At 67.1% G+C, this 12,631-nt stretch carries 13 protein-coding genes; 10 read left to right on the top strand and 3 right to left on the bottom strand.

Annotated features, from left to right (window positions below):
- Positions 1-63: 63 nt before the first annotated feature.
- The 5 genes from HWX55_RS17430 to hslU all read left to right on the top strand — a co-directional run bounded on the left by HWX55_RS17430 (position 64) and on the right by hslU (position 5,594).
- Positions 64-1,278: a class I SAM-dependent rRNA methyltransferase gene (locus tag HWX55_RS17430; protein WP_175976612.1), complete on the top strand. Its 1,215-nt coding sequence runs from the start codon at positions 64-66 to the stop codon at positions 1,276-1,278.
- A gap of 193 nt (positions 1,279-1,471) precedes the next feature.
- The gene (locus HWX55_RS17425; protein WP_175976611.1) at positions 1,472-2,554 is read left to right on the top strand and encodes a GTP-binding protein; all 1,083 of its coding nucleotides are present in this window, start codon (positions 1,472-1,474) and stop codon (positions 2,552-2,554) included.
- A 495-nt stretch (positions 2,555-3,049) separates the two neighbouring features.
- Positions 3,050-3,466 carry an RNA polymerase-binding protein DksA gene (gene dksA, locus HWX55_RS17420; RefSeq protein ID WP_006477498.1) on the top strand — a complete coding sequence of 139 codons (417 nt, stop codon included), beginning with the start codon at positions 3,050-3,052 and terminating at the stop codon, positions 3,464-3,466.
- A 237-nt stretch (positions 3,467-3,703) separates the two neighbouring features.
- A complete protein-coding gene (hslV, locus tag HWX55_RS17415; protein WP_047899301.1) occupies positions 3,704-4,240 on the top strand; it encodes an ATP-dependent protease subunit HslV in 537 nt (178 codons plus the stop codon).
- 10 nt (positions 4,241-4,250) lie between these two features.
- Positions 4,251-5,594: an ATP-dependent protease ATPase subunit HslU gene (gene hslU, locus HWX55_RS17410; protein WP_175976610.1), complete on the top strand. Its 1,344-nt coding sequence runs from the start codon at positions 4,251-4,253 to the stop codon at positions 5,592-5,594.
- Between the two features lie 71 nt (positions 5,595-5,665).
- On the opposite strand, the gene HWX55_RS17405 is transcribed toward hslU, so the two are convergent.
- The 3 genes from HWX55_RS17405 to HWX55_RS17395 all read right to left on the bottom strand — a co-directional run bounded on the left by HWX55_RS17405 (position 5,666) and on the right by HWX55_RS17395 (position 7,976).
- The gene (locus HWX55_RS17405; RefSeq protein ID WP_021156278.1) at positions 5,666-6,208 is read right to left on the bottom strand and encodes a response regulator transcription factor; all 543 of its coding nucleotides are present in this window, start codon (positions 6,206-6,208) and stop codon (positions 5,666-5,668) included.
- 13 nt (positions 6,209-6,221) lie between these two features.
- A complete protein-coding gene (locus HWX55_RS17400; RefSeq protein ID WP_175976609.1) occupies positions 6,222-7,652 on the bottom strand; it encodes an ATP-binding protein in 1,431 nt (476 codons plus the stop codon).
- Between the two features lie 99 nt (positions 7,653-7,751).
- Positions 7,752-7,976, bottom strand: coding sequence for a cysteine-rich CWC family protein (locus tag HWX55_RS17395; RefSeq protein WP_175976608.1), 225 nt, complete (start codon positions 7,974-7,976; stop codon positions 7,752-7,754).
- A gap of 293 nt (positions 7,977-8,269) precedes the next feature.
- On the opposite strand from HWX55_RS17395, the gene argB reads away from it, so the two are divergent.
- The 5 genes from argB to metW all read left to right on the top strand — a co-directional run bounded on the left by argB (position 8,270) and on the right by metW (position 12,611).
- Entirely contained in the window at positions 8,270-9,169 is a 900-nt protein-coding gene (argB, locus tag HWX55_RS17390) for an acetylglutamate kinase (RefSeq protein WP_006490510.1), read from the top strand.
- The gene (locus HWX55_RS17385) at positions 9,166-9,957 is read left to right on the top strand and encodes a pyrimidine 5'-nucleotidase (RefSeq protein WP_175976607.1); all 792 of its coding nucleotides are present in this window, start codon (positions 9,166-9,168) and stop codon (positions 9,955-9,957) included. The genes argB and HWX55_RS17385 overlap by 4 nt, the downstream gene beginning before the upstream one ends.
- Positions 9,924-10,586 (top strand): nucleoid occlusion factor SlmA, encoded by a 663-nt coding sequence (slmA, locus tag HWX55_RS17380; protein ID WP_175976606.1) that lies wholly within the window; start codon positions 9,924-9,926, stop codon positions 10,584-10,586. The genes HWX55_RS17385 and slmA overlap by 34 nt, the downstream gene beginning before the upstream one ends.
- A gap of 274 nt (positions 10,587-10,860) precedes the next feature.
- Positions 10,861-12,006: a homoserine O-acetyltransferase gene (locus HWX55_RS17375; RefSeq protein WP_175976605.1), complete on the top strand. Its 1,146-nt coding sequence runs from the start codon at positions 10,861-10,863 to the stop codon at positions 12,004-12,006.
- Complete coding sequence (gene metW, locus HWX55_RS17370) at positions 12,003-12,611, top strand: methionine biosynthesis protein MetW (RefSeq protein ID WP_006755281.1); 609 nt, start codon at positions 12,003-12,005, stop codon at positions 12,609-12,611. Before HWX55_RS17375 ends, metW begins: the two co-directional genes overlap by 4 nt.
- Positions 12,612-12,631 lie beyond the last annotated feature (20 nt).

Here is a 12,631-nt window from a genome sequence, read left to right as displayed (position 1 = left end):
TTACCCGCCGCGCGCGGCGGCCGGCACCGGCCGGCGTCGCGCGCGGCCCATTTCGATCTCATCATGCAAACCGTCACCCTCAAGCCGTCCAAGGAAAAATCGCTGCTGCGCCGCCATCCGTGGATCTACGCCAATGCGATCGACCGCGTCGACGGCAAGCCCGCGCCCGGCGCCACCGTGCTCGTGCGCGCGCACGACGGCCGCTTCCTCGCGCGCGGCGCGTACAGCCCGCAGTCGCAGATCCGCGTGCGGGTGTGGAGCTTCGACGAGCACGAGCCGATCGATCACGCGTTCTTCAAGCGCCGCGTGCAGCGTGCGGTCGCGCACCGCACGACGATGGTGTCGGACACGGGCGCGGTGCGGCTCGTGTTCGGCGAAGCCGACGGGCTGCCGGGGCTGATCGTCGACTACTACGTCGCCGACACCGCCGAAGCCGGCGCGGCGCCGCGCGGCCAGCTCGTCTGCCAGTTCATGGCCGCGGGCGTCGAAGCGTGGAAGGACGCGATCGTCGCGGCGCTCACCGGCGCGACCGGCTGCCCGAACGTGTACGAGCGCTCGGACGTGTCGATCCGCGACAAGGAAGGGCTCGAACAGACAACCGGCGTACTGGCCGGCGACGCGCCGCCCGCGACGCTGATCGCGAACGAAAACGGCGTGCGCTATCACGTCGACGTGCCGAACGGCCACAAGACGGGCTTCTACGTCGACCAGCGCGACAACCGCGCGCTCGTCGCGCAGTACGCGGCCGACCGCGACGTGCTGAACTGCTTCTGCTACACGGGCGGCTTCTCGCTCGCGGCGCTCAAGGGCGGCGCAAAACGCGTCGTGTCGATCGATTCGTCGGGCGATGCGCTCGCGCTCGCGCAGCAGAACGTCGTGGCCAACGGCTTCGACGCCGAACGCGCGACCTGGCTCGACGCCGATGCGTTCAAGACGCTGCGCCGCCTCGTCGACGAAGGCGAGCGTTTCGACCTGATCGTGCTCGATCCGCCGAAGTTCGCGCCGACCCGCGACAGCGTCGATCGCGCGGCGCGCGCGTACAAGGACATCAACCTGAGCGGCTTCAAGCTGCTGCGTCCGGGCGGCCTGCTGTTCACGTACTCGTGCTCGGGCGCGATCGACATGGACCTGTTCCAGAAGATCGTCGCGGGCGCGGCCGCCGACGCGAAGGTCGACGCGCGCATCCTGAAACGGCTCGGCGCGGGCGTCGATCATCCGCTGCTCGCCGCGTTCCCGGAAGGCGAATATCTGAAGGGCCTGCTGTTGCAAATCGTCTGATCGCCCCGATCTTGGCGGACACCCCGGTCCGCCGGCCCCGCCTGTCGGGCCCGCGCTTTCGCCTGTCGTCCGGACGACGGGCGGGGACTTGACAGGTATGTTTCAATGGATGGTTGTGCGCCCCGGCTCGCAGCGCGAGGGCGCGACGCACATCCTGGTTTTGACCCCGATTCACGAACCACAGGCGACCGACATGGCCACTCCCGTCACCATCCTTACCGGCTTCCTCGGCAGCGGCAAGACGACGCTGCTCAAGCGCATCCTGAACGAACAGCACGGCATGAAGATCGCCGTGATCGAGAACGAGTTCGGCGAAGAGAACATCGACAACGAAATCCTCGTGCAGGATTCGAACGAGCAGATCATCCAGATGAGCAACGGCTGCATCTGCTGCACGATCCGCGGCGACCTCGCCCGCGCGCTCGGCGATCTGGCCGCGAAGAAGCGCGAAGGCAAGCTCGATTTCGACCGTATCGTGATCGAGACCACCGGCCTCGCGAACCCGGGCCCCGTCGCGCAAACTTTCTTCATCGACAGCGAAATCGCCGACGATTTCCTGCTCGACGCGGTCATCACGCTGGTCGACGCGAAGCACGCGAACGCGCAGCTCGACGAACACGAAGTGGTGCAGCGCCAGGTCGGTTTCGCCGACCGCCTGTTCATCACGAAGTCCGACCTCGTCGACGACCAGACCGTCGCGGGCCTCAAGCACCGCCTGATGCACATGAACCCGAAGGCCGCGATCAAGGTCGTGAATTTCGGCGAAGCGGACATCAAGGAAATCTTCGACCTGCGGGGCTTCAACCTGAACGCGAAGCTCGAAATCGATCCCGATTTCCTCGCCGAGGACGATCACGCGCACGATCACCACGATCACGGCCATGATCACGATCACGCGAATTGCGACCACGATCACGGTCAATGCGCGCACGATCACGACCATGGCCACCATCATCACCACCACCACGCGCACCACGACGACAAGATCAAGTCGTTCGTGTACCGCAACGACCGCCCGTTCGACCCGAACAAGCTGGAAGACTTCCTCGGCGGCATCCTGCAGATCTACGGCGAGCGGATGCTGCGCTACAAGGGCGTGCTGTACATGAAGGGCGTCGACCGCAAGGTCGTGTTCCAGGGCGTGCACCAGATGATGGGCAGCGACCTTGCGGCGAAGTGGCTGCCGGTCGAGAAGAAGACCAACAAGATGGTGTTCATCGGCGTCGACCTGCCGCAGGACCTGATCACCGACGGCCTCGACGCCTGCCTCGCGTGACCCGCGCGGGCGCCCGCCGCGCCTCGCTGCTCGGCCGCCAGCCCGGGCGGTGGCGGCCGCCGCGCGGCGCCTTTTTCGGGCAGGGTTTCGCCGTCATCGCTTTTTCGCGATTTGCGCGTTATATTTTCTAGATATTGGCGCAGCCGACGGGGATCGACCCGATACGGCGCCCGCTTGCGATTCAGTTACAATACGTGCCCGCTGGAGTACGGCAACAAACAGGCCCGGTTCTTGCTGAACCAGTTTTCCGGGCATCGCAACCGCGCCGGATCGCCCATCCGCCTCCCGGCCGCGGCCGATGCGATGTGCCGCGCAGCACACCGGTTCGCAGCGCGCACAGCTCCGCGCCAGGCCTATCCTGGTATTTGAGAACCGGTTTTCCAGAGGCTTTCGGCCCCGCGGCGGCAAATCGCAAATGAATGCAAACGCGGTTGCGGGTAATCCCAAAGTGCAGGCAATATCTGTTGATTTGCCGCACATTGAAGAAGCAAGCAGATGACGAAGAAACTCTTGACCGAAGCCGAAATCCTGAAGATGAGCGACAAGGATTACATGAATGAGGATCAGCTCGCCTTCTTCAAAAATCGGCTCGAACAGTTGCAGGCGGACATCCTCAAGAATGCAGGCCAGACGACCGAGAACCTGCGCGAGACGGTGATCGTCCCCGATCCCGCCGACCGCGCGACGATCGAGGAAGAGCACGCGCTCGAGTTGCGTACGCGCGATCGCGAACGCAAGCTCCTCAAGAAGGTTCAGCAGTCGCTCGCCCGCATCGATTCCGGCGATTACGGCTGGTGCGAGGAAACCGGCGAGCCGATCGGCATTCCGCGCCTGCTCGCGCGTCCGACCGCCACGCTGTCGCTCGAGGCGCAGGAGCGCCGCGAGCTGCGCCAGAAGCTGTTCGGCGACTGATCGGGCGGCGTTCCGCTCAAACACGCTGCTTCCCGAAAGCGCGCGGCCTGCCGCGCGCTTTTTGTTTTTCCGGCACCGATTCCCGGCCGCCGGCCGATTTGCCTTCCCCTCTTGATATCCCGGCGCCCGCCCTAAAATGAAACGGACGCGCGCCGGGCCGCTCCCCGGCGCACTGCGGATTCACGCGGCGGCGCATCGCGCCGCCCGACTCTTCCCCGTTTTTCTCAAGGAACGCAGATGGAGCAATTTCACGGCACGACCATCGTTTCAGTCCGGCGCGGCGACCAGGTCGCGCTCGGCGGCGACGGCCAGGTAACCCTCGGCAACATCGTCATGAAGGGTGGCGCGCGGAAAGTGCGGCGGATCTACAACAACCAGGTGCTGGTCGGATTCGCGGGCGGCACCGCCGATGCGTTCTCGCTCCTCGACCGCTTCGAGGCGAAGCTTGAGAAGCACCAGGGCAACCTGACCCGCGCGGCCGTCGAGCTCGCAAAGGACTGGCGCACCGACCGGATGCTGCGCCGCCTCGAGGCGATGCTGATCACGGCCGACGCGACCACCACGCTCGTGATCACCGGCAACGGCGACGTGCTCGACCCCGAAGGCGGGATCTGCGCGATCGGCTCGGGCGGTGCGTACGCGCAGGCCGCGGCCCGCGCGCTGGTCGAGAACACCGAGCTGTCCCCGCGCGAGATCGTCGAGAAGTCGCTCGGGATCGCCGGCGACATGTGCATCTACACGAACCACAACCGCATCATCGAAACGATCGAGTAAGGACAGCCCCATGAGCACCATGACCCCTGCCGAGATCGTCTCGGAACTCGACAAGCACATCATCGGCCAGGCGAAGGCGAAGAAGGCCGTCGCCGTCGCGCTGCGCAACCGCTGGCGCCGCCAGCAGGTCGCCGAGCCGCTGCGTCAGGAAATCACGCCGAAGAACATCCTGATGATCGGGCCGACGGGCGTCGGCAAGACCGAAATCGCACGCCGCCTCGCGAAGCTCGCCGACGCGCCGTTCATCAAGATCGAAGCGACCAAGTTCACCGAAGTCGGCTACGTCGGCCGCGACGTCGACAGCATCGTGCGCGACCTGATCGAGATCTCGGTCAAGCAGACGCGCGAATCCGAAATGCGCAAGGTCCGCAGCAAGGCGACCGACCAGGCCGAAGACCGCATCCTCGACATCCTGCTGCCGCAACCGCGCGCGGTGGGCTTCGGCGGCAATGCCGGGCACGCGAACGACGACAACAACGCGACCCGTCAGACCTTCCGCAAGCGCCTGCGCGAAGGCCAGCTCGACGACAAGGAAGTCGAGCTCGACCTCGAGCAGCCGTCGGTCGGCATGGACATCATGGCGCCGCCGGGGATGGAAGAGATGACCGAGCAGATCCGCTCGATGTTCTCGAACCTCGGCAGCGGCAAGAAGCAGCGCCGCAAGGTGAAGATCAAGGAAGCGCTGAAGCTGCTGACCGACGAGGAAGCGGCGAAGATGCTCAACGAAGAGGAAGTGAAGACGAAGGCCGTGCAGAACGTCGAGCAGAACGGCATCGTGTTCCTCGACGAGATCGACAAGATCACGTCGCGCAACAACGAAGGCAGCGGCGGCGAAGTGTCGCGCCAGGGCGTGCAGCGCGACCTGCTGCCGCTCGTCGAAGGCACGACGGTCAACACGAAGTACGGGATGGTGAAGACCGATCACATCCTGTTCATCGCGAGCGGCGCGTTCCACCTCGCGAAGCCGAGCGACCTGATTCCCGAGCTGCAGGGGCGCTTCCCGATCCGCGTCGAGCTCGATTCGCTGTCGGTCGAGGATTTCGAGGCGATCCTCGATGCGACCGACGCGAGCCTCGTCAAGCAGTACCAGGCGCTGCTCGCGACCGAAGACGTGCAGCTCGAATTCGCCGACGACGGCATCCGGCGCCTCGCCGAGATCGCGTTCGCCGTCAACGAGAAAACCGAGAACATCGGCGCGCGCCGGCTGTACACGGTGATCGAGAAGCTGCTCGAGGAAGTGTCGTTCTCGGCCGGCAACCACGCCGGCGAGCGCGTGACGATCGACGCGCAGTATGTCGACCGCGCGCTCGGCGAAGTGGCGCAGGACGAAGACCTGTCGCGCTACGTGCTGTAACGCGCGCGGCGCCGGATGAAAAACGGGCGGCCCCTTTCGTCGGGGGCCGCCCGTTTTCGCTGGTGCGCCGCTTACTGCCGGACCGGCTTCTTCGCGAGCTTGCGCTGCAGCGTGCGGCGGTGCATGTTCAGCGCCCGCGCGGTCGCCGAAATGTTGTTGTTGTTCTCGGCCAGCACGCGCTGGATGTGCTCCCATTCGAGCCGGTCCACCGACAGCACGACCGGATTCTCGAGCGCCTCGTCGGCCTGCACTTCGGTCGCGTTGGTCTGCAGCGCGGCCAGGATCGACTCGACGTTCGCAGGCTTCGCGAGGTAGTTGTCCGCGCCCTCCTTCACGGCCTGCACGGCGGTCGCGATGCTCGCGTAGCCGGTCAGCACCAGGATCCGCGCATCGGGCTGCAGGTCGCACAACGGCGCGATCAGGCTCAGCCCCGAATCCTCGCCGAGATGCAGGTCGACGGTGATGAACTGGAACTTGCCGCCCGCCGCGAGCCGCAGCGCCGCCTCCTTGTCGTGCGCCTGCTGGACCGCGTAACCGCGGCGCTCGAGGCCACGCGCGAGCGTGCCCGCGAACACCTCGTTGTCGTCGATCACCAGGAAATTGTTCTCGCTCATGTGGTTTCTCCGTCTACGTGTTGGTTGAGGCCGCCGGCAGCGCGACCCGCACGACCGGCAGGCGCAGCACGGCCCGCGTGCCGCGCCCGGCCGGCGCGCCGGCCGCGCGGCTGTCCGGCGTGCCGGCTGGCCGTTCGGCTGCATGTGCGCCCGTGCGCGCACCCGCGCGTTGTCCCGATGCGGCCGCCGCGTGGCCATTCGCCGCACCGCCGGCCCGCCCGTTGCCGCCCGCCGCGCGCGGCGTGACGTCGGACAGTTCGATCTCGCCGCCCAGCCGCGCGGCCGCGCTGAACGCCAGATACAGGCCGACGCCGTGCCCGCCCTGCGTGCTGTCGACCGGCATCGCGCCGAGCGATTCGCGCAGCGCGGCCGGAATGCCCGGCCCGTCGTCGCATACCTCGAATTCGATTTCGTCGGCCGTGCCGCCATGCGCGACCTTCGCCGCGAGCGTCACGCGCTGCGGGCTCGCGCGCGCGGCGTTGTCGAGCAGGATCGTCAGGATCTGGCCGGCCGCGACCGTATCGTCGAGCGCGACGCCCGCCGGGCGCGCGCCGAGCAGCTCGAACTGCACGTGCGGATGCCGCAGGCGCCAGTGCTCGACGAACGTGTCGAGCCAGTCGTCCACCGGCTGGCGGCTCGCCGGCGCGCTCGCGCGGCTGCGCAGGCGCGCGAGCGCCGACGTGCACAGCGACATCTGTTCCTCGAGCACCTTCAGGTCGGCCTCGTAGCGTGCGAGCCCCGGATCGGCGCGCGCCGCGTCGCGCAATTCCTCGGCGAGCATCGCGATCGTCGACAGCGGCGTGCCCATTTCATGCGCGACGGTGGCGGCCTGCACGCCGAGCGCGACGGCCCGCTCGTCGCGCAGCAAGTGCTGTTGCGCCTCGCCGAGCGCCGCGTCGCGCTGGCGCAGCGCGTTCGACATGCGCGCGACGAACCACGCGATCAGCCCGACGCTGACCATGAAGTTCGCCCACATGCCGGTGCGGTAGTAATCGAACAGGTTCGCCGGGTTGTCCATGTTGAGCGGCACCGAATCGAAGCCGAGCGCCGCGTAGCAGGCGACCGCGAACGCCGCGAGCCAGATCATCAGGTGCCACGGCAGCACGGCCGCCGCGATCGCGAGCGATGGCAGGTACAGCGACACGAACGGGTTGGTCGTCCCGCCCGACAGGAACAGCAGCGCGGACAGCGCGCCGAGGTCGACCCACAGCTGGCCGAGCAGCTCGAAATTGGTCTCGGGCCGCGCACGCAGCACGCGCACCCAGGTCAGCGCATTGAAAACGATTTCGAGCGCGATGACCATCAGCATCGCCGGCAACGGCAGGTACACGCCGAAATAGGTCTGCACGACGCCGATCGTCACGAGCTGGCCGATGATCGCGAGATTGCGGAGCCAGAACAGGTGACTGAGGTTGACGCGCCCGGTGGTGGTGATTCGTTGCATCCGGGCAGTTTACCCGTTTAGCGCCCGGCGCCTCCAGCGGGGCCGGATCCGCGCGCACGAACGGGCGACGCGCGTGCATGGCGCGACACCGCGACACCGTCAACCGGCCGCGCCGGCCATGCGCTTCGCAATCTCGTCGGCCAGGCACTCGGGGCATCGACACCGCCCGCCGGCCGCCGGCGGCGTACCGCCGGGCGGCACCGGCATCGACGCGCACCAGCAGTCGAACGGCTGCGTGCCGGCACCGCAGTCGAAGCCGCGCCCGCAGTGCGGGCAACGCGCGCGGCGCGGAGCGGAACGGGCGTCGGCGGCGGAATCGGTCATGGCGCAATCGCGGAAACGGGCGGGACATCGCCCCACGCGACAAGCATAGCGCGGCGGCTGAATTTTGCACGCTGGCCGCCGGGCCGAGGTGCGGCGCAACCACGCGTGCGTCCGCCCGCTGGCAGCACCGGCACGGTACCGCCCGAATCGCGCCGCGCCATAGCCGGCGGGCCGCCGCGTGCGATGCCGCGTCGCGCCGACCGTGTTCCGCCCGGCCCAAAAACCCGATGCTGCGCTGCGCCACTCCTGTACAATTCGGCCTGTTTCAACCGTTCCCAGCCAGAGCCGCCGCCATGTCCGAGCCCATCGACCTCTCGCAGATCGCCCCCACGCTGAAAGCAGAAATCCTCGCGGAGGCGCTGCCGTACATCCGCCGTTACCACGGCAAGACCGTGGTCATCAAATACGGCGGCAACGCGATGACGGAAGAGCGGCTCAAGCAGGGCTTCGCGCGCGACGTGATCCTGCTGAAACTGGTCGGCATCAATCCGGTGATCGTCCACGGCGGCGGCCCGCAGATCGATCACGCGCTGAAGAAGATCGGCAAGGCCGGCACCTTCATCCAGGGCATGCGCGTCACCGACGAAGAGACGATGGAAGTCGTCGAATGGGTGCTGGGCGGCGAAGTGCAGCAGGACATCGTGATGCTGATCAACCACTTCGGCGGCCACGCGGTGGGCCTGACGGGCAAGGACGGCGGCCTGATCCACGCGCGCAAGCTGCTGATGCCGGACCGCGACAACCCGGGCCAGTACATCGACATCGGCCAGGTCGGCGAAGTCGAGGCGATCAACCCGGCGGTCGTGAAGGCGCTGCAGGACGACGCGTTCATCCCGGTGATCTCGCCGATCGGCTTCGGCGAAGATGGCCTGTCGTACAACATCAACGCGGATCTGGTCGCGGGCAAGCTCGCCACGGTGCTGAACGCCGAGAAGCTGCTGATGATGACCAACATCCCGGGCGTGATGGACAAGGACGGCAACCTGCTGACCGACCTGTCCGCACGCGAGATCGACGCGCTGTTCGAGGACGGCACGATCTCCGGCGGCATGCTGCCGAAGATCTCGTCGGCGCTCGACGCCGCGAAGAGCGGCGTGAAGTCGGTGCACATCGTCGACGGCCGGATCGAGCATTCGGTGCTGCTGGAGATCCTGACCGAGCAGCCGTTCGGCACGATGATCCGCTCGCATTGAGCGCGCGCCGCCCGCCCTCCCGCACCGACCTGCCGGCGTCATTGCGACGCCGGCGCATCTCCCGCAGCCGGCCGCGCGCCGGCGCGCCCGTCTGGCTGTTCGACCTCGACAACACGCTGCACCACGCATCGCACGCGATCTTTCCTGAGATCAACCGTGCGATGACGCAATACATCGTCGACGCGCTGCAGGTCGGGCACGCCGAAGCCGACCGCCTGCGCAACGGCTACACCGAGCGCTACGGCGCCGCGCTGCTCGGCCTCGCGCGCCATCATCCGATCGACCCGCACGACTTCCTGCGCGTGGTCCATACGTTTTCCGATCTGCCCGCGATGGTGCGCGCCGAGCGCGGCCTCGCGCGGATCGTCGCCGCGCTGCCGGGCCGCAAGCTGATCCTGACCAACGCGCCGGAGAACTACGCGCGCGCGGTGCTGCGCGAGCTGGGCATCGAGCGGCTGTTCGAGCGCGTGATCGCGATCGAGCACATGCGCGATCGCCGCGCGTGGCGCGCGAAGCCCGATCACACGATGCTGCGCCGGACGCTGCGCGCCGCGCACGCGCGGTTCGCCGACGCGATCCTCGTCGAGGATACGCGCAGCCATCTGAAGCGCTACAAGCGTCTGGGCATCCGCACGGTATGGATCACGGGCCACCTGCCCGGCCATCTGCCGGCGACCGGACGCCCGCATTATGTCGACCAGCGCATTCGTTCGTTAAAATCGCTGCGACTGGGCACACGATCGGGGCGACAAAAATGCAGCCGACTTACCCGCAGGACCAAGCCGTAACGGAAGACAAGGCCACGCCGTCCCGCCCGCGCCCGAAGCCGGGCGAGCGCCGCGTGATGATCCTGCAGACGCTCGCGGCGATGCTCGAGGCCCCGAAACCCGAGAAAATCACGACGGCCGCGCTCGCGGCCCGGCTCGACGTGTCGGAAGCCGCGCTGTACCGGCACTTCACCAGCAAGGCGAAGATGTACGAAGGGCTGATCGAGTTCATCGAGCAGGCGCTGTTCGGGCTCGTCAACCAGATCGTCGCGAAGGAGCCGAACGGCGTGCTGCAGGCCCGCACGATTGCGCTGACGATGCTCAATTTCGCCGCGAAGAACCCGGGCATGACGCGCGTGCTGACCGGCGAGGCGCTGGTCGGCGAGGACGAGCGGCTGACCGAGCGCGTGAACCAGTTGCTCGACCGGATCGAGGCGACCGTCAAGCAATGCCTGCGGGTTGCGCGTACCGAGGCGCAAGCGCCCGATGGCGCGACGCCGTTCGTGCTGCCTGCCGACTACGATCCCGGCGCGCGGGCGAGCCTGCTCGTCAGTTATGTGATCGGCAGGTGGCACCGGTTCGCGAAGGGCGGGTTCCAGAAGCCGCCGGGCGAGCAGGCCGATGCGCATTTGAGGTTGATCCTGCAGTGACCGACGCGTGACGGTACGCCCGGCCACGCGCCGAATCCGGCCTTCGCAATTTCCGCTATACTTTGCCGACTTGCCGCCCCCTCTGGCGGCAGGTCGGAAGCGCGCCGATTTGCTGACTCGATTGCGGGCGCGCGAACCGGCCGGGGCTTTTGATGCGTCACGCGTCGTCCCCCGGCGGTTCACTACAAATGCGGCTAAAGAGGTCGTCAGCCGCGCACCTTCGCCTCCGCGCATCGCCGACACCGTTTAGCCGCCCAGTCATAAGGCGGAACGAATGGAATCGATCGGCATCGTCGCTCCACAGACCATGCACTTCGCCGAACCGCTGCGCTTGCAAAGCGGCAGCGTGCTCGGCAACTATCAGCTCGTCGTCGAGACGTACGGCGAGCTCAACGCCGCGCGCTCGAACGCGGTGCTCGTGTGCCACGCGCTCAACGCGTCGCACCACGTCGCCGGCGTCTACGCGGACGATCCGCGCAGCACCGGCTGGTGGGACAACATGGTCGGCCCGGGCAAGCCGCTCGACACCAACCGCTTCTTCGTGATCGGCGTGAACAACCTCGGCTCGTGCTTCGGCTCGACCGGCCCGATGAGCATCGACCAGTCGACCGGCAAGCCGTACGGCGCGAAGTTCCCGGTGGTCACCGTCGAGGACTGGGTGCATGCGCAGGCGCGCGTCGCCGACGCGTTCGGCATCGAGCGCTTCGCCGCGGTGATGGGCGGCAGCCTCGGCGGCATGCAGGCGCTCGCGTGGAGCCTGATGTATCCGGAACGCGTTGCGCACTGCATCGACATCGCATCGACGCCGAAGCTGTCCGCGCAGAACATCGCGTTCAACGAGGTCGCGCGCTCGGCGATCCTGTCCGATCCCGATTTCCACGGCGGCGACTACTACGCGCACGGCGTGAAGCCGAAGCGCGGCTTGCGCGTCGCGCGGATGATCGGCCACATCACGTACCTGTCCGACGACGACATGGCCGAGAAATTCGGTCGCGCGCTGCGCCGTGCCGACGGCGCGCTCGATGCGTACAACTTCAGCTTCGACGTCGAGTTCGAGGTCGAGTCGTACCTGCGCTACCAGGGCGACAAGTTCGCCGACTACTTCGACGCGAACACCTACCTGCTGATCACGCGCGCGCTCGACTACTTCGATCCGGCGAAGGCATTCGACGGCAACCTGAAGGCCGCGCTCGCACAGACGCAGGCGAAATACCTGATCGCGAGCTTCTCGACCGACTGGCGCTTCGCGCCCGCACGCTCGCGCGAGATCGTGAAGGCACTGCTCGACAACAAACGCACGGTCAGCTATGCGGAAATCGATGCGCCGCACGGCCACGACGCGTTCCTGCTCGACGACGCGCGCTATCACAACCTGATCCGCGCGTATTACGAACGAATCGCCAACGAGGTAGGAGCATGAACCAGCAAGCGCTGAATTCCCTGTCCGCGCGCGCGGACTTCCGCACGATCGCGCGCTGGGTCGAGCCGCGCTCGACCGTGCTCGACCTCGGCTGCGGCGACGGCTCGCTGCTCGCGCTGCTGATGGAAGAACTCGACGTCACCGGCTACGGGATCGAACTGAACGACGCGGGCGTGCTCGCGAGCGCGAAGAACGGCATCAACGTGATTCAGCAGAACCTCGAGGACGGCCTGCGCCTGTTCGAGGACCACAGCTTCGACATCGCGATCCTGTCGCAAACGCTGCAAACGATCCACCAGACGGCCGCGATCCTGCGCGAAACGGCGCGCGTCGGCCGCGAGTGCATCGTGTCGTTCCCGAACTTCGGCTACTGGCCGCACCGGCTGTCGGTGCTGAACGGCCGGATGCCGGTGTCGAAATCGCTGCCTTACCAGTGGCACAACACGCCGAACGTGCGGGTGCTGACGATCGAGGATTTCGAGGCGCTCGCGCCCGAAGTGGGCGTGACGATCCTCGACCGCGTCGTGCTGCACGAAGGCCAGCCGATTCGATGGGGAGCGAACTGGCGTGGTAGTCTTGCTGTCTATCGCGTCAAGCGCAGCTGAGCCGGGGAGCCGTTGACGGA

Source organism: Burkholderia sp. BCC1047 (assembly GCF_902833155.1).
Classification (GTDB): domain Bacteria; phylum Pseudomonadota; class Gammaproteobacteria; order Burkholderiales; family Burkholderiaceae; genus Burkholderia; species Burkholderia sola.
This window is presented reverse-complemented; position numbering and strand designations above follow the sequence as displayed.

Excerpts from the sequence above, each read along its gene's own strand:
- HWX55_RS17405 (WP_021156278.1), bottom strand. The coding sequence starts at position 6,208 with ATGAGCGAGAACAATTTCCTGGTGATCGACGACAACGAGGTGTTCGCG.
- metW (WP_006755281.1), top strand. The coding sequence starts at position 12,003 with ATGAACCAGCAAGCGCTGAATTCCCTGTCCGCGCGCGCGGACTTCCGC.
- dksA (WP_006477498.1), top strand. The coding sequence starts at position 3,050 with ATGACGAAGAAACTCTTGACCGAAGCCGAAATCCTGAAGATGAGCGAC.
- hslU (WP_175976610.1), top strand. The coding sequence starts at position 4,251 with ATGAGCACCATGACCCCTGCCGAGATCGTCTCGGAACTCGACAAGCAC.
- HWX55_RS17400 (WP_175976609.1), bottom strand. The coding sequence starts at position 7,652 with ATGCAACGAATCACCACCACCGGGCGCGTCAACCTCAGTCACCTGTTC.
- slmA (WP_175976606.1), top strand. The coding sequence starts at position 9,924 with ATGCAGCCGACTTACCCGCAGGACCAAGCCGTAACGGAAGACAAGGCC.
- HWX55_RS17430 (WP_175976612.1), top strand. The coding sequence starts at position 64 with ATGCAAACCGTCACCCTCAAGCCGTCCAAGGAAAAATCGCTGCTGCGC.
- hslV (WP_047899301.1), top strand. The coding sequence starts at position 3,704 with ATGGAGCAATTTCACGGCACGACCATCGTTTCAGTCCGGCGCGGCGAC.
- HWX55_RS17425 (WP_175976611.1), top strand. The coding sequence starts at position 1,472 with ATGGCCACTCCCGTCACCATCCTTACCGGCTTCCTCGGCAGCGGCAAG.
- argB (WP_006490510.1), top strand. The coding sequence starts at position 8,270 with ATGTCCGAGCCCATCGACCTCTCGCAGATCGCCCCCACGCTGAAAGCA.
- HWX55_RS17375 (WP_175976605.1), top strand. The coding sequence starts at position 10,861 with ATGGAATCGATCGGCATCGTCGCTCCACAGACCATGCACTTCGCCGAA.
- HWX55_RS17395 (WP_175976608.1), bottom strand. The coding sequence starts at position 7,976 with ATGACCGATTCCGCCGCCGACGCCCGTTCCGCTCCGCGCCGCGCGCGT.